At 43.7% G+C, this 20,956-nt stretch carries 18 protein-coding genes and 1 pseudogene; 11 read left to right on the forward strand and 8 right to left on the reverse strand.

Annotated elements, in window-relative coordinates; all coding sequences use genetic code 11:
• Positions 1-91 precede the first annotated feature (91 nt).
• The 8 genes from OSCIL6407_RS0124525 to OSCIL6407_RS0124565 all read left to right on the forward strand — a co-directional run bounded on the left by OSCIL6407_RS0124525 (position 92) and on the right by OSCIL6407_RS0124565 (position 8,194).
• The gene (locus OSCIL6407_RS0124525; protein ID WP_019487793.1) at positions 92-526 is read left to right on the forward strand and encodes a hypothetical protein; all 435 of its coding nucleotides are present in this window, start codon (positions 92-94) and stop codon (positions 524-526) included.
• Between the two features lie 602 nt (positions 527-1,128).
• Entirely contained in the window at positions 1,129-1,734 is a 606-nt protein-coding gene (locus tag OSCIL6407_RS0124535) for a DUF1517 domain-containing protein (RefSeq protein ID WP_007354693.1), read from the forward strand.
• A gap of 176 nt (positions 1,735-1,910) precedes the next feature.
• Complete coding sequence (locus OSCIL6407_RS0124540) at positions 1,911-2,810, forward strand: hypothetical protein (RefSeq protein ID WP_007355907.1); 900 nt, start codon at positions 1,911-1,913, stop codon at positions 2,808-2,810.
• Between the two features lie 474 nt (positions 2,811-3,284).
• A complete protein-coding gene (locus tag OSCIL6407_RS0124545; protein WP_173401184.1) occupies positions 3,285-4,616 on the forward strand; it encodes an IS110 family RNA-guided transposase in 1,332 nt (443 codons plus the stop codon).
• Between the two features lie 250 nt (positions 4,617-4,866).
• Entirely contained in the window at positions 4,867-6,303 is a 1,437-nt protein-coding gene (locus OSCIL6407_RS0124550) for a DUF3370 domain-containing protein (protein WP_007355855.1), read from the forward strand.
• Positions 6,304-6,351: 48 nt separating this feature from the next.
• Positions 6,352-6,570, forward strand: a complete 219-nt coding sequence (locus OSCIL6407_RS0124555; protein ID WP_007355854.1) for a hypothetical protein — start codon at positions 6,352-6,354, stop codon at positions 6,568-6,570.
• Position 6,571: 1 nt separating this feature from the next.
• Positions 6,572-7,087 (forward strand): tetratricopeptide repeat protein, encoded by a 516-nt coding sequence (locus OSCIL6407_RS0124560; protein ID WP_007355853.1) that lies wholly within the window; start codon positions 6,572-6,574, stop codon positions 7,085-7,087.
• A gap of 69 nt (positions 7,088-7,156) precedes the next feature.
• Entirely contained in the window at positions 7,157-8,194 is a 1,038-nt protein-coding gene (locus tag OSCIL6407_RS0124565; RefSeq protein WP_007355852.1) for an S-layer homology domain-containing protein, read from the forward strand.
• 78 nt (positions 8,195-8,272) lie between these two features.
• On the opposite strand, the gene OSCIL6407_RS0124570 is transcribed toward OSCIL6407_RS0124565, so the two are convergent.
• The gene (locus OSCIL6407_RS0124570; protein ID WP_007355851.1) at positions 8,273-9,748 is read right to left on the reverse strand and encodes a peptidoglycan-binding protein; all 1,476 of its coding nucleotides are present in this window, start codon (positions 9,746-9,748) and stop codon (positions 8,273-8,275) included.
• 531 nt (positions 9,749-10,279) lie between these two features.
• Between OSCIL6407_RS0124570 and OSCIL6407_RS36560 the strand changes: the two genes are divergently transcribed.
• Complete coding sequence (locus tag OSCIL6407_RS36560) at positions 10,280-10,762, forward strand: NF038130 family PEP-CTERM protein (protein ID WP_007355849.1); 483 nt, start codon at positions 10,280-10,282, stop codon at positions 10,760-10,762.
• Positions 10,645-11,052, forward strand: a complete 408-nt coding sequence (locus OSCIL6407_RS37910; protein ID WP_267879569.1) for an NF038130 family PEP-CTERM protein — start codon at positions 10,645-10,647, stop codon at positions 11,050-11,052. Before OSCIL6407_RS36560 ends, OSCIL6407_RS37910 begins: the two co-directional genes overlap by 118 nt.
• 249 nt (positions 11,053-11,301) lie before the next feature.
• Here the strand turns inward: OSCIL6407_RS37910 and OSCIL6407_RS0124585 are convergent, their stop codons facing one another.
• From OSCIL6407_RS0124585 to OSCIL6407_RS37915, 4 genes are all read right to left on the reverse strand, one after another.
• Complete coding sequence (locus OSCIL6407_RS0124585) at positions 11,302-13,401, reverse strand: M3 family metallopeptidase (protein ID WP_007355847.1); 2,100 nt, start codon at positions 13,399-13,401, stop codon at positions 11,302-11,304.
• Between the two features lie 202 nt (positions 13,402-13,603).
• Positions 13,604-14,575 (reverse strand): glutaminase A, encoded by a 972-nt coding sequence (gene glsA / locus OSCIL6407_RS0124590; RefSeq protein WP_007355845.1) that lies wholly within the window; start codon positions 14,573-14,575, stop codon positions 13,604-13,606.
• Positions 14,576-14,816: 241 nt separating this feature from the next.
• Positions 14,817-15,683, reverse strand: a complete 867-nt coding sequence (locus OSCIL6407_RS31940; RefSeq protein WP_019487795.1) for a hypothetical protein — start codon at positions 15,681-15,683, stop codon at positions 14,817-14,819.
• A gap of 113 nt (positions 15,684-15,796) precedes the next feature.
• Entirely contained in the window at positions 15,797-15,919 is a 123-nt protein-coding gene (locus OSCIL6407_RS37915) for a hypothetical protein (protein WP_267879559.1), read from the reverse strand.
• A gap of 164 nt (positions 15,920-16,083) precedes the next feature.
• Here OSCIL6407_RS37915 and OSCIL6407_RS37920 point away from each other — a divergent pair, with 164 nt between their 5' ends.
• Positions 16,084-16,215 carry a hypothetical protein gene (locus OSCIL6407_RS37920; protein ID WP_007357964.1) on the forward strand — a complete coding sequence of 44 codons (132 nt, stop codon included), beginning with the start codon at positions 16,084-16,086 and terminating at the stop codon, positions 16,213-16,215.
• A 185-nt stretch (positions 16,216-16,400) separates the two neighbouring features.
• Here OSCIL6407_RS37920 and OSCIL6407_RS0124605 read toward each other — a convergent pair whose 3' ends face one another.
• From OSCIL6407_RS0124605 to OSCIL6407_RS0124615, 3 genes and pseudogenes are all read right to left on the reverse strand, one after another.
• Entirely contained in the window at positions 16,401-16,694 is a 294-nt protein-coding gene (locus tag OSCIL6407_RS0124605) for a TIGR03792 family protein (protein WP_007357965.1), read from the reverse strand.
• Positions 16,695-16,806: 112 nt separating this feature from the next.
• A pseudogene (locus tag OSCIL6407_RS33585) lies at positions 16,807-19,105 on the reverse strand (PAS domain S-box protein).
• Positions 19,106-19,594: 489 nt separating this feature from the next.
• Positions 19,595-20,803 carry an AAA family ATPase gene (locus tag OSCIL6407_RS0124615; protein WP_007357967.1) on the reverse strand — a complete coding sequence of 403 codons (1,209 nt, stop codon included), beginning with the start codon at positions 20,801-20,803 and terminating at the stop codon, positions 19,595-19,597.
• Positions 20,804-20,956 lie beyond the last annotated feature (153 nt).

The following is a 20,956-nucleotide window of genomic DNA, read 5'->3' on the forward strand; positions in this document are numbered from 1 at the left end:
GAGAAAATTAGGAGCGATTGCAAACGTTGATACATTTGTAAAAGACCTGTTACCATTATTGTCTTAATTATCTTTACAAAGCTACAACCTCATGAAAAAGTTTCAAGTATTAGCTATCATCTCTGCAACTGCCCTATCAGGCGCGATCGCTTTCTCTGCGGCAAATTCCGCCGCAGCTTGTCCATTCAGTGAATTGGGTGGTTCTAAATCTACTACTGGGCCAACGTTTCCTGCTTCGGGGTCTGATAAAATCAATCCTTGGAATAAAGCTGCGATCGCATTTACAGGCATCGCTGGCATCCTGGGATTAGGGGCAGGCTATATGAGTTGTCGTGCGGGTCAACAAGCTAAAGCTGCTTGTGCTGCTATGACTGACTCTTTCGACGATATTGAGGATTCAGAAGAGATCCTTGCAGATGAACTGGTTTATAAGCACCCCGAAGCGCCTGGGGGTGAACTTGATTTAGTTATACAGGAAGTTGTCAGCAGTGACACAGTGGAAAAAGAAGTTGCGATCGCAAAATAGTTACTCTCCGGCTAAAAAACAGGCAATTTTCTCTGAAACCTCCAGTTTCTAAAGGCTGGAGGTTTTTTGTATTGTCTTTTTAGATCAATCTCAAGGTAGACGGCAACTGTTCAACTCGCCGTTATAGTATAATTAAGTACAACTAAAGTCTAAATACTGGGTAGTCAGTAACCCACCCCTAAAGGGGATGGGCTTGCAAGACGAAAGTCAAAACAAGCCATACTGACCAGCCTAAGACTTTCGAGGTCTACGTTTTTTGAGTCAAGACACCAGGCGGATGCGTAGCTAGTCCCCTGCCCTGTCGTTTGCAGTTAAACAGTTTTAAGGTCACTGAAACAGTGCTGCAAGCTGAACAAGCTCTCAAAACATTGGCGAAGCTAACTTTACCCCGCAAGGGAGGCTCGAAAGAGCAAATCATTATGCGTAGCGTACAGGGTTGTGAGGTTTGAGATGGTAATTGTCCCATCGAAAGTACATCACTTTCATCACACCGAACTAAACAGCCCCAAGGCGGTAATGGAAAAAAACGATTCACGGCGGAAGACAGCCGCAAAAATTCCTCCCACCCCTTTAGGGGATGGGTTTCCATTTTGGAAAGGTTTATGAATTCTTGGCGCGATCGCTTTAATCAAATGACAGGTCAAACTCGGCTGGTAGTTTGTCGCTTATTCGTCCATCTAGAAGGCGAAGAAGTCGCACCGCTATTAGGAGTTGTTAACCGCACGGCAAGACAAGCAATTGATGCCGAAGGTGACTTAGAAATTTTAGGGCAAGGACTGGTAGAAATTTGCACTCAGCTATTACAATATGATACATACTGGCGCTCTGCCGCCAACGAAGGCGATGTTTTCTGGGATGAAAGCCAAGCTGCTGACTATGTAGATGAATTGTTTACTGATTCTGCTCAACGCTACCTGAGCGAACCAGACTTTAGCGGATACAATCAAAGTAAAGATTCTCCTTTGTCGTTGCCAGTAACGAAAAATTTGATTGTAATTATTACAGTCGCTTATGAGGGTGAAATACCTACCCTAGAAAATGATTTAGCTAACATGAGTGCTCTGAAAAATGGTTTAAAAGCATTGATTAACTTGCACTATCAAGAAAAGCTCCGAGCTATCCAAGTTCACTTCTCTCCAGCACAGTTTGGAGATGAATTGACAGACGATCAAGTTCTAATGAATTTCCCGGAATTAATTCCCTTGTAGGGAGATGGGGAGCAGGGGAGCAGGGGAGCAGGGGAGCAGGGGAGATGGGGAGATGGGGAGATGGAAAGATGGGCAATTAGCAATTAGCAATTAGCAATTAGCAACCAACAACTAACAACCAACAACCAACAACCAACAACTAACAACTAACAACCAACAATTAACAAATACAAATTATGCTGCGTAAGTTAACAATTTTTTTAATGGCTGTGAGCTTATGTTTGACTACTATAGGCTGCGGTTCTTCTACTCCAACGCGCAATGCGAATCAGAACGTTAACGCTACTGCTTCGCCCAATGCTAATCGAAATGGTAATTCGGCGATCAATCGCTTAGCTCAGGGTCAATATCCTGTACAGCAAGCTACCTACAATGATGCCGATGGAGAATATACCTTAATGCTGCTCAATACGCCGCCAGGAAGTTCTTCTGTTTATCGGACAACAGATTTACAAATGGCCCGGCTAACTGATGAAGAAATTAGTGGTGGTAAGAAAAGTTATCTCAGTATAGAGGGCAATCAGCCGAGTTTGCACTTGACAGAAGACTTCAAAATTGAATACGTCCATAATGTCACTGAAACTGTGAGTAATCCTCAAACGGGTCAGACTGAAACTGTTGTAGTTAGGCAACAATCTAATTTCTGGGCCCCGTTTGCAGGAGCGCTAGCGGGTCAAGCTTTAGGTAGTTTGTTATTTACCCCGCGTTACTATGTTCCTCCCGTTTATCAGCCAGGGGGGATTATGACAGGATACGGCGGTTATGGTAGCACCTATCGCCAAGCTGTTCAAGGATATCAAACTCGCTACCAAGCGCCGCCTCCAGCGGTCAAAAACCGCCAAACTTTGCGGACAACTGGAGGGTTGCGATCGCCTTCAGTCAATAGACCAGTTACTCGGCCATCTTCGCCAGCTAGAACTCGTTCTACAGGTTCCGGTTACGGCGGTAGTAATTTACGGCGATCGCCTTCTGCACGTCCTAGCCAAAACAGGCGACAACCGAGTTTTGGTAGCGGTGGGCGATCGCGTCCCGTAGCTCCTTCACGGCGCGGTGGTTTCGGTAGTAGACGACGCTAAAGGATATGGGGCGATCGCACCGCGTGCCCCGGAATAACAGGGAGTTGGGAAAATCTAAGGCGTGTCAACTTTCCTCTGAAAGCGGCCAGGGGTTAAAACCCCTGTCTAATAACTTAAGTCCTCTGAAGAGGACTAATTAGTTTTTTAGTCCTCTTCAGAGCGTTCCACGGGCCCGGCGTGCCCGTTATGAATCACAGAAACAGTAAAGCTAGCCCAAAAGTTGCCAGTCGGATATATTATCCCTGTGTCCTGAGAGTCAAAGACCGACAAATCAATAGTGCGATTTTGAGCCTGATTCAGAGCGTGGTCGTGGGCATGATGATTATGACATTGGTGAAGGGCTATTACCCTATCCCGTTGAGGAGAATCTAAGATCACATCCGCCCACCAATCGGGACACTTCCTTTCGTTCGAGCGCCAAGAGGAGTCATCTAAATGATCCGATGCAAGATAAGCAAACCTGTTGCGGGTGAAATGTCTAATTTCACCCAGATTAACCCAAATGCCGCAGGTATAGATATTGGCTCACAAGAACACTGGGTTTGCGTTCCACCTGATCGAACGTCACAGAATGTACGTAAATTTGGCTGTTTTACCCCTGACTTAATCGAGATGGCCTCATGGTTAGTGGAATGTGGGATAGACACCATCGCGATGGAATCGACAGGAGTCTATTGGATACCAGCCTTTCAAATTTTTGAAGCCAGGGGTATCGAAGTCAAACTGGTGAATGCCCATCACGTCAAAACCGTACCGGGCAGAAAAAGTGATGTGTTGGATTGTCAATGGTTGCAACAGCTACATACTTATGGTTTATTGTCCGGTTCCTTTCGTCCTGATGACCAAAGTTGTGTTCTACGTAGTTACATTCGCCACCGCGATAACTTAATCAAAAGCAGTAGCAGCCACGTACTGCGGATGCAGAAAGCATTAATTCAAATGAATCTGCAACTACATAAAGTCATCAGTGACATCACAGGAGTCACTGGGATGGCAATTATCCGCGCCATTGTAGCTGGAGAAAGGAATCCTCAAGTCTTAGCTAATTTGAAAAATTCTCGGATTAAAAGTAGTACCGCAGATATTGCTAAAGCCTTGAGTGGAGACTATCGAGTTGAGCATATATTTGTGTTAAAACAAGAGTTACAACTCTACGACATCTATCAAGAGCAAATTGCTAGCTGCGATGTGGAGATTGAGCGATATTTAGCTAGCTTTGCTAGCGAAGAAAACCATCCTCCACCAGACCCTCCCAAACGGGGTAACAGAAAGCCCAGAGGTCACGAACCCAATTTTGACTTGCGCCATCAGTTGTATCGGATTAGTGGAGTAGATTTTACTCAAATCCCTGGTTTTGATGTCCTCACAGTACAAGCTCTGCTCTCGGAAGTCGGATTGGATGCTACTCGTTTTCCCACTGTTAAGCATTTTTGTTCTTGGTTAGGGTTGTGTCCGTCTGCGAGGATTACAGGCGGTAAAGTCAAAAGTTCTCATACCCGTTGTGTAGTTAATCGGGCTGCTAATGCCTTCCGTTTAGCTGCTCAATCTTTATCTCGCTCTCAATCAGCTTTGGGGGCTTTTTATCGTCGGTTACGAGCCAGATTGGGCGCTCCAGAGGCTAATACCGCTACTGCCCACAAGCTAGCCCGCATCTTCTATCACCTCTGGAGTACAAAAACCGCTTATGCCGATTCAGGTGCTGACTATTACGAACAGAAATATCGACAACGTATTGTCTCTAAGCTGGAGAAAACAGCTCAATCTCTTGGGTTTGAGCTGGTTGCTTGCGCCTCAAAACTAGATTGAGTTTCTGAGGAGGACTTGATCTTTGAGACAGGGGTTTTAACCCCTGTCGTACTCAAGGTTTGGCGATGCAGGACTTACGCACCCAATCTCATAAACCGGGTTTCGACTTTCGCTCAACCAGCAGTTTTTTGACGAAAATACAGCATTTACCACAACGGTTAGGATATTCTCAATCAAGGATTTAGGCTGTAGGAAAATTTAGACTAGCGTAAATCCTAAATAGTTCTAAATTCGCCTACAGCCAAATCAGATGATTTCCAAAAAAAGTAAACTGACTCGAATTGCTTTGATCGTCGCGATCGCGATCGCCACCGGTGGATTATTTTTACTCAAAAAACCTGCCCCATTCGTACAAGCACAGACTCCATCGCCCTCACCAACCCCCGCCAAACCAGCACCCCAAGAAATCCTAGTCAATAATGAAGTGCGATCGCTTCCCGGATCGTTGGATAATGTACCCATGCTCAACAGCGACAGTCCAGAATGGGTGAAAAAAGAGGGAATTTTGCTTTCCACCTTTCCACCAGAAGGGAAAAAAGTACCCGCAGCTCATCTTAACTTCCCATTTCAGGGACAATTTAACTTATTCGCCCACCACTTCACCCACACTCCCCCCAACTTGCAAACCTTATACATTGGGGCGATTGTACACAATCCCGGCAAGCAACCCGTAACGGTGGAAGTCTTACAGGCAGCGAGTTATCTGATGGAACCAGATGCGCCTTTCAAACAAAAGCCGCCAATAAGTGAGAATCCTCAAGGGGAAGTATATTCTGGTCACGGCATTCGTGCTGTAGATAATATTTTGCGGGGAGTGCGACAACCCAATTTTCCCGCAAAACTGGTACTTGCTCCTGGGGAAAGCAAGATGCTACTCAATGGTTCAATTCCGGTGCGGGAGTTGCCAAAGCCTATAAATGGTCGTTCTACCTTTATGGCATTGAAAAGTAGCGGTAAAGTTTACGCTGCGACTTTGGCGCTATATGCCAAAAAAAATCCCGATGGTAGCGATCGCGCCCCTACTCTGAAAGAATGGCAAGATTTGTTATACAATGGTAGCTTAGCTTTACCCCGCGATAAAACTCCGACACCGCCCGGAGCCCCTGGCAATCTGATTTACAGTCGCGTTGCAGGCGTGCAACAAGGTTCGCGATGGCAAGCACAATTAGTAGATAAAAATAGCACTAATCTCACAATTCCCCAACGCGGTAAGGCTTATTCCTACGGAATCGCCACCCTCCGAGGCGGTAGACTCGGTACAGACCAAGTGCAAACAGCAAAACTGCTAGTACGCTATCCAGATACGGCCTACGAAGCACACGGTAACTACGGTGTCCACTACGATCTTACTTTTCCCCTGCACAACACCAGCGATCGACAGCAGCAAGTGGCGATCGCACTGGAAACACCTTTAAAAGAAGATAAGTTAGTAAAAAACGGGTTGCGATTCCGCAAACCTCCCTTAGATTTCCCCTATTTCCGAGGCACAGTCAGGTTGCGTTATAAAGATGATAGGGGTCAAAATCTGACGCGCTACGTGCATTTGTGGCATCGAGTTGGTCAAGTAGTAGAACCGATGGTCAAGTTGAAATTAGCAACCGGAGAAAAGCGATCGGTACAGGTAGATTTTATCTATCCTCCTGATTCTACGCCGCCGCAAGTATTGACCGTGAAAACTTTGGAGTAATATTGTTTGTAATAAGGGCTTTAGCCCTTTCAAACATAGCTTAATTGCATGAACTCCGACTCTGATAATTTAGAGGGCAAGAGATGTCAGCTTGTTGCTGAAGTACCTGGCCCTCCCGATACAAACTACAAATACTGCGTCTACAAGTGTAAAGACTGGCGTGGCGGCTTAATAGCTAGACCACTTAAAAAAGAATATGATTGTCCAAAAGAAATAGATTGGTGGGATTCTAATGAAATTCCCGGAGCAATACCAGAAAATGAGTAAAATGTCTAATTTTGAAACAGGAATAACTGCTTTTGAATCTGGAAACTATTCTGAAGCATTGAAAATTTTGCTGCCACTAGCAGAGTCAGGAAATCCTGAAGCCCAGTTTTCCATTGGCTGCATCTACGACCCAATATTTGGCATTCAATCTGATGCAGCTAAAGCGATTTTGTGGTACCACCAAGCCGCTGAACAAGGTCATCTTGTTGCACAAAATAATCTGGCAACGCTTTACTTGAGCGATAAAAATGTAGAACAAGCAATTAAGTGGTATCGCAAAGCAGCAGAACTTGGATTCCCTTTTGCACAGGAGATCCTCGGCGATATTTATTCCCTTGGTTTAGGTCTAGACGATGGCGAAGCCGCAATTATCAAGGATGAGTTAGCCGCAATAAAATGGTACAAGAAAGCCGCCTTGCAAGGATTCTCTACTGCTAAGCGCAGATTAAGTGAAATGTCTGCTGAAGATACAAAAATTGATTTAGAAATTGGCAAACTACGATCGCCCCAATCATAAATTTACCCAAGATTTTGCAATTAAGCGATCGCTGTGGTTTAATTGACACATCGCTATGCAGGGAAAACTATGGCATCTCCACAACCCCCATCACCCGAAAACAAACCTCTAGGCTTCGATGAATGGATCGGGATCTCAGTTGCGTTCGGCGCGATCGCAGCCATTTTCTTTTGGTCAACTGGTCAAAATGGCAATCAACTAGACATCTCAACTTCGCCATCTCCCACCCCATCCTCTAGCATACCAGCAAGGTTGAACCAATCGCAGCCAGTCGAGAACAATCCTAGTCAACCTTTGGCTAGTCCAACTGTCAGTCCCTCTTCATCTCCTGCGAAACCTCAACCGCAAGCAATTCCCTTAATTCCCCCTGCGGCAAATATCATTCCTCAAGCAGCAATCATTAACTCTGTTCCCTTACCTGCAACTCCCAAACCTCAATCTCCTCCCGTTAAAACAGCCATAGTTCCTGCTAAAATAAGTCCTGTACCTCAATCTAATTCTACCCAAACTGCTGCGATTAAATTCTCTGATGTTCCTGACAAATATTGGGCGCGTCCCTTTATTGAAAAACTATCAGAACGCAAAATTATTACTGGTTTTGAGGATGGTACTTTTCGACCAGAACAGCCAGTAACGCGAGCGGAGTTAGCAGCAATAATTGAAGGCATAGTTACTGACCAAAAAATTGCTCGGAAACCTGTTAACTTTAAGGATGTAAAAGCGGATAATTGGGCTGTTCCTGCCATTGCCAAATCTGTGCAAGCTGGATTTATGAAAGGATATCCCGGAAATTCTTTCCGTCCCGATCAAAATGTGCCAAAAGTGCAAGTTGTGGCAGCTTTAGCCAGCGGACTTAACCTGAAACCGCCCACAAAATTAGCTTCAACTTTAAAGAGTTATAAAGATAGTAAGCAGATACCAAGTTGGGCTATTGAACGAGTAGCAGCAGCAACACAGGCTAACCTAGTTGTTAACTATCCAAATCGAGATTTGCTCAACCCAAATCAACCAGCAACTCGCGCTGATGTAGCTGCTATGGTTTATCAAACCTTAGTTAAACTGGGAAAAGCAGAACCCCAATCTTCTGATTATATTGTCCGTCCTTGAATAGTCGTCAGGTGGACGTTGCTGCTAATAATATCTGCAATTAAATTGAGATTTAAACAGCAGCGCTTACCCTACGTTTCAATCTTGAAATATCATAATACTACCAGAATAGCAAGCAACCCAAACCTGCTTAGTTTCAGGATCGTAGGTGATTCCAATCGGGTGCGAATTAACATTAACTTTTTGCAGCACTTTCATATCTTTGGTACGGACTTTACTGACAGTATTAGAAAAGTAATTGACAACATAAAGGATTTGACCGTCACTGGAAATCGTCATACTACGAGGCGCTCTACCCGTACCAACTTTATCCACAACTTTACCCATTTTAAGGTCAATTTTAGCGACAGTTCCCTCACCATTCAAAGTAGAATAAAGATATTTTCCAGCGGGGTCAATGTTCAAATGACGCGGCGAACTGCCAATATTTCTCAGCCTTTCTACAGAAAAATCTTTGAGACTTACCTTGGCAATATCGGAGGAACCCATGACAGCAACGTAGGCATTTTTTGACTCTGCATCTACGGCAATACCACGCGGATATGCACCCAGTTTAATCCGCTTTACTTCCTGGTTTTTCTCGGTGTCTACTACGCTTAAATCCCACGTACACCAATTACTAACTAGCAGAAAGCGGTTATCTGGGGAAACTGCATTAAATTTGGGAACGGAACCAACTTGAATAACTTTTTCGATGTTAAGAGATTCGGTGTTAATACGGTATAAGAAACTTCGATCGTGCTTTCTTGAAGGAGAACAGCGATCGCTACCTGGATTTTTAAATCCAGAACCGTACATTTGATAATTAGATACATAGGCGTACTTGCCATCAGTAGAAAAAGCAGCTTCAACCGGAGCACCTCGATAATTGCCTTTGAATTTTGAGAAGCCAAATGCTGATAACTTCACCGTATCGGGAATAGTTTTGACTAAATTGAATTTGCGATCGTAAACAGAGATTGTGTGGCGGTACATCATGTTTTGGGCAAAAAACAAACCTGCGCCCGAATAAACAACTGATTTAGGCGAAATATTGCCATAAATAGTTTTTTTGAGCGTCATCTTGTTTGAAGTCTCTGCTTTTTTCGGAGCATTATCTGTTTTACCATCGATCGCAGGTGGTTTAACATTCTCAGACTTCGATGTTTGTTGGGAATATGTCTTAGTTGTGGTTAAAGTTGCCTGAGATTCCTCAGATTTAGATTGTAGCTTTGAGAGAGTACGACGGCCAGCAATTCCGTCAACTCTTAGACCTTTTTCTTGTTGAAATTTTCTGACAGCAGCGCGAGTTGCAGCGTCGTAAAATCCTGTAGTTTCACCAGCATAGTAGCCTCTCGTTTGCAAGTTTTTCTGGAGTTCGACAACTTCAGGGCCGCGATCGCCTCTTCTCAGCGCTAGTGCGGGATTTCCCCAACTGAAAAGCGTCAGCAAAATAGTAAAAATTACTAAAGGAATAGAAGTTAAACTAAGGGGATTTTTCCAATATTTTGCCGGGTGAAAGTTAGCAGTTTTTTCATGAGTTACAGCTAAATCGAAGTCAGTCAGTTTATCCATATCTATTAAGTTTTATATTGTTATGTTGCTTTTAGTTAAGATGAGTATTTTGTTAATCAAAATATAATTTACCCTAAAAGTGGATGGTAACAAATAAGCATTAGGACTTAGGTGAAAATGCTTATAGCAGTGCCATCTTATTGAGTGTAAATCCTCAGTAATTAAGAATATCACCGATTGCCAGTCTCCCTACTTCTGCTGCCACAGTAAGATTACGGACAGAAAAGCCAAGCTTATCCAAATCTTTACAAAAAGCTTAAGTAAATTCTACAGTAACTTTATAATTCACCTTTAGGAAGAGTTTAGACTAGGACGGAATAGAAGGAAAATATGCCGCTAGAAGTCACAGTTCTCTACCCTTATGTAGTTGAAATTACTTAGGGGATGCCAAACAATTACCACTTAGCTTGAGCTTCCTCACTTCCATAGCTTAAGTGCGTAAAAGTATAATCAAAGATAACCGATCGGCTTCAAAGTAGTATAGAAATCCCTCTAAAAACTCTTTTCTCAAAAGCATCTACGAGGTAGAATATGGCATACTTAGTTAAGCAATTTTTAATTAGCGCATCAGTATTAGTTGGTTTGGGTGCGATCGCTCCTGCTTCATCTTTAGCTGCATCCATCACTGGTGCTACCATTGGTGGTACAGCAGCTTATTTAACATATTCCTCCAACGGTACTAACACATTCACAGTCGCTAATACTCAGGCTAACGTACAAGCAGCCCTAGATGGAGATAGTAGTAGTCCTGGGGGAAACGTAGAGTTATTTTCTAATAGCGAACAATCTCCAATTTCCCCAGCAAATATATCTCAGAGCTTTAATGCTCTTTACAATTTCTTAGATTATAATCAATACACCAGCTTAAGCGGTCAAATTGGCGGTCAAGATACGGTATTGCTTCCAATCAACTACTATTCAATACTTTTCTACTTGCCGGTGGCTTTCAGCGTTTTAGCGACCCAAATATTTCTTATGTCAATCAAGATGGCGGGACAATTAAAATTGGTTTAGCGGGTCACTACGATGCCCTAGCTTTGTTAGGAATTCCATCAATACCAGGATTGCCCTTACAAGCAAGCGAACTTGTTAAAGTTATCTATGGCGGTAAAACTGAATATAAATACAGTTTTAATGCCACGCAATCTGGTTTAACAGCTTCAGATGACGGCATTTCTCATAATGGTAATTATGAAGTCACTCTAAGCGCCGAACCAGTTCCAGAACCAACAACAATGGTGGGTTTAATTTTGGGTGGAAGTGGCTTACTTGCAGCCAGACGCAAATCGATGAAAAAAGCATAACAGCAACCGCTTTCAGCGGTTAGGGGCTAGGGGCTAGGGAAAGAAGGGAAAGGGAATAGAATCAGCGAGTTTGGTGAAACTCAGAACGTCTTAACCGACTACAGGAGTTGCTACATACATTTTACGTAACGCCTCCCTCTGGGCGGCGTTACGGATATTTTTGCATAACTCCTGTTAGTCTTAAGGTAGGTATTGCTGCTAAAAATGTCTGCAAAAAATTGACCTTTAAACAACAGCACCACCTTACTTTTAAGCAACAGCTAAACCAGTATGTACCAATAAAGGTTTAGTGCTCGGTTCCCTTCCTCGGAAAGCCTTAAACACCTCCATCGGATGCAAACTTCCCCCTAATCCTAAGACAGTATCGCGGAAACGAGCCCCCGTAGATGCGATCGCATCCTCATTTTCCAAACCAGCCTCCTCAAAAGCAGAAAAAGCATCAGCACTCAAAACCTCAGCCCATTTATAACTGTAATATCCCGCCGCATAACCGCCAGCAAAAATATGTCCGAAGGCGCACAAAAATGAATCTCCAGGCAATGGCGGTAAAACAGTTGTAGTCTTAGCAATGCGGTTGCGAACATCCATTACACTTTCCTCGCCTCCTGGCTGATAGCCGTGATGCAATTCAATATCAACCAAGCTAAAATGTAACTGCCGCAACATCCCGCTACCACTCATATAATTGCGTGCAGCCAGTAACTTTTGATAATAATGTTCTGGCAAAGTTTCCCCTGTTTCGTAATGCTTAGCCATGCCGAACAGAGTAGCGCGATCGTAACACCAATTCTCCATAAATTGACTGGGTAATTCCACTGCATCCCACTCAATATTATTGATGCCGGCCGCCCCCGGATGGTCTACTTTTGTCAACATATGCTGCAAGCCATGACCGAATTCATGGAACAAAGTTTCAACTTCTATAAAGTTCATTAAACTCGGCTTTCCATCTACAGGAGGAGATTGATTGCAGACCAAATAAGCCACAGGCAAGCGTGTTTTTTGTCCGTCTACATCCATGATTTTAGCCCGTACAATACACTCATCCATCCAAGCACCACCGCGCTTTTCTGCGGGACGACTGTAAGGGTCTAAATAGAAATACGCGATCGCATTTCCTTTCTCATCAGCAATCTGGAAATAACGCACGTCCTCATGCCATACTGCCGCCTCACCATCAGCAGCAGTGACAGTCACGCCAAACAGCCGATTTACTAAAGTAAATAAGCCATCAAGTACCTGGGGTAAAGGAAAATAAGGCCGCAATTCTTCAGCACTAAAAGCAAACTTTTCTTCCCGCTGACGTTCTGCCCAAAAACTGATATCCCAGTGCTTCAAATCTTGAGCTTCCGGGGAGCCTTTCGTAGCAGCAAAAGCCTTTAAATTCTCCAAATCTTTGATAGCAGCATCGTAACTAGCGCCGCGCAATTCTTCCAGCAAAGCCTCTACAGCTTCCACATTAGGAGCCATTTTACTAGCTAAACTCAATTCAGCATAACTGCTAAATCCCAGCAAAGCAGCTTTCTCTTTTCGCAATTCTAAAATGCGATCGATTAGCGGCCAATTATTCAACTCGCCGCTAGAAGCACGACTCATAAAAGCTTTGTAAAGCTTTTCTCGCAAGTCGCGGCGGGTGCTGTGCTGCATGAAAGGGCCATAACTGGGGAAATCTAAAGTGATGCGCCAAGGGCCATTTTCAGTAGTAGCATCTTCTGCGCCTTCAGCACGAGCAGATTGAGCGGCTAAACTGAGTAAACTAGGAGGTAAACCATCAACTTCATCCTTATTTGTCAGAGTGAGACTAAAAGCTTTTGTAGCGTCAAGAACGTGGTTAGAAAATTTAGTACCAATTTCGGCTAATTCCATTTGAATAGCATTGAAACGTTCTTTTTTATCACCTTCTAATCCTACGCCAGACAGCTCTGAATCTCGGATAGAGGATTCTACAATTCGCTTTTGAGCTGAGTCTAAACTTTCCCATTCGCTGCCGCTATGCAATGCTTTAAAAGCATCATATAAAGGTTTACTTTGGCTAAATTTATTCCAAAACTGGACAACTTGAGGCTGCATAGTTTCGTGAGCAGTTCGCAATTCTGGGCTATTCTTAACACCAGTTAAGTGTCCAATTACGCCCCAACTCCAGTTTAAACGCTCTACAATGCTCTGTAAGGGTTCTACTAAGCCACTCCAAGTCGGTTTAACAGTTGCTTCTAAGCTGCTAAGCTCTTTCTCTAGTTCGGCTAGTATTTGTGTGATTGCAGGGACTACGTGCTCTGCTTTAATGGTATTGAAGGGAGGTAGTCCTTTGCCAATTAGTAAGGGGTTTTCATTAACGATCGCAGCAGTCATAGGATTTTTCAGACAAGGTTGACTTTTAATCTTGTAGCACAGTTACCTGTTTAATTACTTGGCGGTTGAAACCGCTACTACACTAACAAAGTCCGCGTAGGCGGACTTTAAGAATCAGAGGAAACCTGCATGAGTTGGGTTAAAATTCTACAGTCCGCGCAGGCTGACTTGGTTTGTATAGCCGCGAATTCTATTCGCCAGCTTAAGTTGACTCAGAATTAACTCCCCAAAATTGAGAATTGTCCGCTCGTAAATCGAATAAGTGCAGGCCAAATTGTTCGGAAATTTCCTCACATACCTTCAGACCTCTCACACTACTACCATGAGAATCCAGCAAAGGTGAGAAGACTGCGATCCCCATTTTATGAGGAGCAACGGCGATAATTCCCCCAGAAACGCCGCTTTTGGCGGGAAGCCCGACTGTATAAGCCCATTCACCAGCAAAATTATACATACCGCAAGTGTACATAATTGTTAAAATATTTCTCACATAGCGAGATTCAACGGCTCGTGCTTTGGAGATCGGATTGATGCCACAATTAGCGAGGGTGGCGGCCATAACTGCTAAATCTTGGCAGTTAACCATGACGGAACATTGCTGAAAATAAAGGTCTAGAGCTTCGTCGATATTGGGTTCAATCATGCCAAAATTGAGCATGAGGTGTGCCATTGCGCGGTTGCGGTGTCCGGTGCTGCGTTCTGAGGTGAAAACAGACATATCTACGAATAAATCGCGACCGACGTAACGCTGGAACATATCTAACATTCGGTTGAGGCGTTCGGTGGGGTCTATGCCTTTGATTAAACTGGTAGTAGCGATCGCGCCTGCATTTACCATTGGATTATAAGGCCGTTTTGAAACTTCATCTACTTGAATAGAATTAAAAGCATCTCCCGTAGGTTCAACACCAACTCTGGTTAAAACGTAATCTCGACCGCGATCTTCTAAAGCCATTCCATAGACAAAAGCTTTAGAAATTGACTGAATTGTAAATAGTTGGTCGCAGTCACCAGCTTGATAAATTTGACCGTCTGCTGTAACGACACAAATACCAAACCAGTCAGGATTTGCCTTTACTAGTTCGGGAATGTAGTTAGCCAGTACACCCTCTTTTAGTGGCTGGAATTTCAGGTGTAATTCGTCGAGGAAGGTTTGAATCGGAGAATTTAACAAGGTGGCGCTCCATATTAATCATAGGACTTACGCATGAAGTACGAAAAATCGGGGTTTGGGATTGCTTCGCTGGGTTCGCAATGACATAACGATCTTGTATCTGCGTAAGTCCTAAATCATATAGCAACCGCCAAGGCAATCAGAGCATACTTTGGCAATTGCTAAAACTATTGATTTTATTGTATTTTTCTTCTTCCTTCCTCCCTCTTCCTTCTTCCTTCTTCCTTCTTCCTTCTTCCTTCTATTCTGTTTGCTGCAACTGCTTGACAACATAAATTAACCGCTTGAGGTGAGGTTTCAAAACTTCTTGCTGCTCTTGTTCTAAACGGTTAATTTTGGCGGCGATCAGCGATAAATCTTCTCCAGTTTGGGGAGAGATAGTTTGCACATCATTCTGGAGAGTTGCGATCGCTTCTTGAATTAATAAAAACCTGGTATTTAAAACCTTCCAATCTTCTTGGGTGAGTGCATTTTCTGTCAAGTGTTTAGTCATGCTTTGCAGTTGCGCGATCGCTTCCCGGATCGGTTCTATATCTGCGGCTTCTGGGATCGATCGAGCTTGCACTTCCGCGCTTACTTGCTGTCGAACTTCGATCAAAGCTGATGCTACAATCTCTTGTAGAGAAGACACTGACTGACCCAGACTGAGAATCTGTTGCTCAAAATCTATAGAGTCAAAGTTTTCTGAACGAGGAATCGCCACAATTTGCTGGCGGAGAGACTCAATATCTGCTGATAATTGCTGGCGAAGTTTAACTACGATCGCGACGGTTGTTCTTTCCATTTTCTCTAGCGATCGCCGCACTTCAGCAATTTCTGGATCTTGAGAAACCACCTTCTGCTGCTCAAAACGATAGCGGTTAGCAACAGAGAGGGAAAGCGCCAAAGTCAGGGGAGCCACCCCATAAAAAGCTTGACCCGAAAGCGCCACAGCTAGGGAACCGAGAGCAGATGCACCGAGAGAAGCATACTCAGCCAACTCCAGCCAGTGCCTTTTGTGAGAAGTTGGTCTCACTTTTGGGAGTGAGGGGTCGAGCTTCCGCACGGCTTTAGGAGTCATAGTGTCTTCCCGTCTTTGATAAACTTGTTGCGAGACTTGGGGGATCATCGGGTTCTATCCTTATTAACTCATATACTCGCTAGGGGTTAGCCCAAGAGTTTTTTGATTATTTTAATTTTGGCATGAGGCTTGACTACAGCTCGTTTAGCTTGTTTGGGACTTTAAGAGGATTTTACCACTTTTGCGATCGCATCTATAAATTCCGCGCCTGGGCCAGACAGCCAGACTAGCACACCCTCCCCCGCCGCAAAATCCTGAGTGTAGCCATTGACAGAGTACTGCAAATAATCTAACTCCCGGATACCCCTGACCACACTATAGCGCGTGACTTTTGTTAACGAAGGAGAGGAGACGAGATGCGATCGCGCTTAACGCCAGCACAAACTAAAATAAAATGATATGATATGATGTCAATTTCTGATACCAATTGAAAATCAGCACTTAAAAAATGAACTCAAATAACAAATATCTTCACCAAATTCGCTCTATTTTCAGCATTACTCTTTTTGTTGCTCTTGTATTAGGAGTAAGCTATTTAACAGTAAATTTTTTCATCCGCATAGTAGAAAAATTTGCCTAATTTCACCTTTTAACCGCAGATAAATCCAACTCTGCACGGATAATTTTATACTCACCTGCTTGTATCTGCGGTTAAAAACTATAGCAAACCTAAGTCATTATTTATGATGATAATTTAAACCCATGAAGATTGCTTGAGTAAAATCTATTCTCACAATTCATCTAAAATTGCTATATTCCTTGAGTCTAATGCAAAAACTTCCGTACCTGATACTCACGAACTTCAACAATCGGCATCTGCAAATCCCCCATCAATTGGTCGATTTCATCTATTTTATTTTGCGGAATAGACTTCCACTGTTCTCTAGTTTCCCAACGAATCATAAATACGACCTCATTTCGCTCTGGATCTACCCATGTTTCTTTGCCTAGAAAACCAGGGAAGCTTCTTAATCCAGCCGTCCAAACTTCTTCGTCTCGCTGAATAAAAGCCTCACATTTTTCAGCAGGAACTCTAAATTTTAACCACTCAATTATCATTTGTTAGTTGTTAGTTGTTAGTTGTTAGTTGTTAGTTGTTAGTTGTTATTTACCAATTAGCAATTAGCAATTAGCAATTAGCAATTAGCAATTAGCAATTAGCAATTAGCAATTACCTAAAAGGTATTGTAATCACAAATTGCGTACCCTGTCCAGGCTCAGAAAAACATTGCAACTCGCCGCCATGTTTCTCAACCACCAAATGGTGAGAAATAGATAGCCCCAAACCAGTACCTTTCCCAGTAGGCTTAGTAGTAAACAACGGGTCAAAAATGCAGCGGCGAACTTCCTCCGTCATACCCGGCCCATTGTCCTTAATTGCGATCGCCACCCCCCGATCATTCACAACTTCAGTACGAATCTCAATTATATGGCTTAGCGGTGAGTTTTCTTTCCCACGTCTGCTACCATTAACTGTAAATCCCTCCTCCAAAGCATCAATAGCATTAGTCAACAAGTGCATAAACACCTGATTTAGTTGCCCTGCATAACACTCAATGCGCGGCAATTTTCCATACTCCTTAATCAGAGAAATCCCCGGTCGTCCCGCCTTAGCTTGGAGTCTATTTTGCAAAATTAGCAGCGTACTATCTAAACCTTCGTGAATATCCACTGGCTTCATATCAGCTTCATCCAAACGGGAGAAATGGCGCAGACTTCTCACTACATCTCGGATACGTTCTGACCCCACTTTCATCGAATCCAGCAGCTTTGGCAAGTCTTTCTTCAAGAAATTCAAACCCATTTCTTCTTTTTCAGCTTCAATATTCTCCACCGGATTTGGATAGTGTCGATCGTAAAGTTCTACCAACCTAATCAAATCTTGAGTATAGTGACTTGCATGAGTAAGATTGCCAGAAATGAAATTCACGGGATTATTAATTTCATGAGCAACACCTGCAACTAACTGTCCCAAAGAAGACATTTTTTCAGTCTGAATCAATTGAGTTGTTTACAGTCATTTCTGAAACCGTTGGCTGTCCTGCCAGTGCAGCTCGATATTGAGGCTCAACTTGTTCGCAAACTTCGGGAGGGAAAACTTCATAAAGAGTTCTGCCTTCCATTAACTCTTGAGAAAGACCAATTTTTTCTAATTCCGTCCCTTCAGCAAGAGTAAAGCGGAGGTCAGAATCAAATAAAATTACCGCGCCATTAGGGAAATTCCTAGTCAATGCGCGATACTTTTCTTCAGACCGGCGCATGGCGGCTTCCATCCTTTTGCGCTCTGTAATTTCTAAACCGACAAATACCGCAGCCCTACCTTGATGGTACTTCTGAGCGACGATTAAATAAGTGCGGGACACTCCTTTAACAGTAGCTGTTACTTCTTTAGAACTAGCCCAATCTGGACTAGCAAAAAACTCGTAAACTAAATCGTTAAATTTGGGGCTAGTCTCTAAAAACCCTACTTTTTGTCCGACAAAAGCATGGGTTGATAATTTGTAAGCAGCGGCTAAATGCTTGTTTACGCCTAAGTATCGCAAATCGGAACTTACCCAAGAAACCAATCCCGGTACAGCATCTAATACTGCTTGGAGTTGTTCTTTAGCATCTAAAAGTGCTGCCTGTGCTGCTTTGCGCTCGGTGATATCGCGGGCAAAGGCGCAGTGATACTCAATACCATTAAATTCTAAATAGTTGACAGTTACTTCTACGGGAAAACTGCGACCCCGTTTGGTTTCGCGGCGAGATTCAAAGGTGAAGGAACCTTGTTGTTTGACTAAGTTCCAATGGTTTGGCCATGTTTCTGCTGACAATTCGGGGTCAATGTCGTGAATGCTGAGTCGTAGCAGTTCTGAACGGGAGTATTGTAACGAATGGCAGGCGGCTTCGTTGACGTAGCAAAGTTGCCCGTTTGAGGTCATCCAGAAGACGGCATCGGCGGCGCGATCCATCGCAAATTGAGTTAGCTGTAGCGCTTCTTCTAGGTGCTTGCTCTCGGTGATGATTTCGGTGAAGAGTATCAGGCCGCCGATCGCACCGTCGCTGCTATACCAAGGCTGAAATACCCATTTCACCCACTCAATTTTGCCGTTGGGTATGATGAAAGTTTCTGATTCGCACTCCGGGAGGATTCCTGCTAGGCAAGCTTGGGCGTTTTGCCACCAAGTATCGGGGAGGTTGGGGAAGAGTTCGGAATGAGAGCAGCCGATCGCATCGTAGCTGCTGTTGCCGTAATCTTTTTGCCACCGCCGAGAAACGGCTAGATAGCGCATTTCGCGGTCAACCATAGCAACGGCTGCGGGTATGTATTCTACAAATCGGCGAAATCTGTCCTCACTCTCAGACATGACCATCTCTGGAGGTTGGTTCGCAGTCAGGGTCTTCCCATTGGTGTAAGTCGCCAATACCGGAATTGTCGGCTGAGCTTGGTTTGTGTGCACTTTTGGGATGCCCTCCTTGTCGGTCATGTTTAAAAATTATCTGGGATGTTAATTGAGACACCCCAGCTTTCTCTGGTCACTGAGTTGATGGGTTTAACTTATAGGGGGTCTAACCCCTTATTAATAGCATCTCCGACATAAGCTTGTCTATGGATATTTGGTCTGATTTATCTCTCAAACCCGATGGCAATTGCCCTCGCCATCGTTGTCACCATCGAAATACTGAAAGCGAGCTCACTCGCCTTTGAGCAGTTACGCAGTTCGCGAACGCTTTTCCGGTGAATTAAGTAGAACTAAAGCCCATCAAAAATAGATTGTTGAAAATAAGCAGCAAAACAGGTCGGCAGATTTTCCCGTTCAGTGCTTGTTTGCAGCGTCGTCTGAGAAAACCGCCTAGATGCAACCTGATGTTTTTGCGCGTCGGCATTTACTGAGATCCTGAATTAAGACTCAAAACTCGAGAACCAAAGCTTCACAAAAATTCAGTAAATTTACTGGGAAAATAGCCCTCTTTACTCAGACAAATTTGTAGGTAAATTCACTGGTAAAATCGACCCTTCCCTTCCGTAAAACTGCTGGATCTAGTCTGTCAGTCGTATTGCACGTCATCAAAACTACGAGTTTTTGCTGAACTTGAATGCCATCTTCATCAATGACACTCTGGTATAAGGTTCCGTCGAGTAAACTCAGAATGTGCTCGGTTTTACTATTGCGCTGAGCTGCGTCGCTGGCACGATTTTGTGCCAAATTATCAGCTTCATTAATAATAATACAAATTCGCTCCAAATAGCTAGGCGGTACGAAATTTTCTACAGCATCGTGATCCAAGATAAAAATTACATACCCCAAAGGCATTAGAATTTCCTTGGCTACAGCTTGCGTCCAGGCAGTTTTGCCAGTCCCTGGTTCTCCGCTGACGAGTACGGCCAATTGGCTGCGATCGAGTACCGCCTGCTGCACTGTATCAGTAAAATTTTGGATATCAGGGGGAAATGTCCGAATTGGATATTGACTCTGAACTTGTCCAACCCGGCTTTTGTAACCACTGAGGATGACGGCCAGATTGTAAGTAGCTTTATTTACCATCGGCGCGATATCTTTCGACATCAAAGTATAGCGCCTGCGTCCGCGATCGTAGTCATCTATTTGCAGCCAGCAGGAGCGTTGCGGCCAAAAAGCATAAACAGTGCCTAAAACTTCCAGACGATCCCAGCTTACAAATCGCTCTGTTGGGTAATAAAAATGCCGCTCCATAAAGCACTGGGTAACGATTTCGGGCTTACCCAACAAAGTCAGAACCTTGAAAATTGTAATTTCCTGCAATTTGTTGAGAACGTAATCGATGGGAATACTATCGCGGCTCACTAATTGAGTAACAGGAGTTTCTATACTCAGAATGTCTTTGTACCGATAATCTGGGCCTAATGGTTGGGGGGTAATATAGTTCCAAAATTCGTCAATTTCATAGCGCGTGTTTTCAGAAAATACATTTAAAATATTTGCGAACCAACTATATTGATTGCGACCGAGAGCATCAGCGACATCGCTGGCGATATCCAGAGTTTTTTGAGTGAGTTCTAAGGGATCGTTAGCTGCTAAATGCAACAGGTAACTCAAGTTAAACTCTCTATATAATGGTCGCCAACCAGCGCCTAATAGCCCTCTACTTTGAGGGTTGTTTTGGAGGGAATTGTCTTGGCGATCGCTAAAGTATCCTGAACCCATTATTTCCAATCCTCGGTACTAAATTTTAAAATTTAATATGACTTTCTCACCCTTCTTGGTAACGCCGCCCTCTGGATATTTTTTTACAGCTAGGGTGGCGGCCTTACACTATTAATCTGTCAGTAGTTGAATGCTGCGATTAGTAGAATATTT

The organism is Kamptonema formosum PCC 6407 (assembly GCF_000332155.1).
GTDB lineage: Bacteria > Cyanobacteriota > Cyanobacteriia > Cyanobacteriales > Microcoleaceae > Kamptonema > Kamptonema formosum.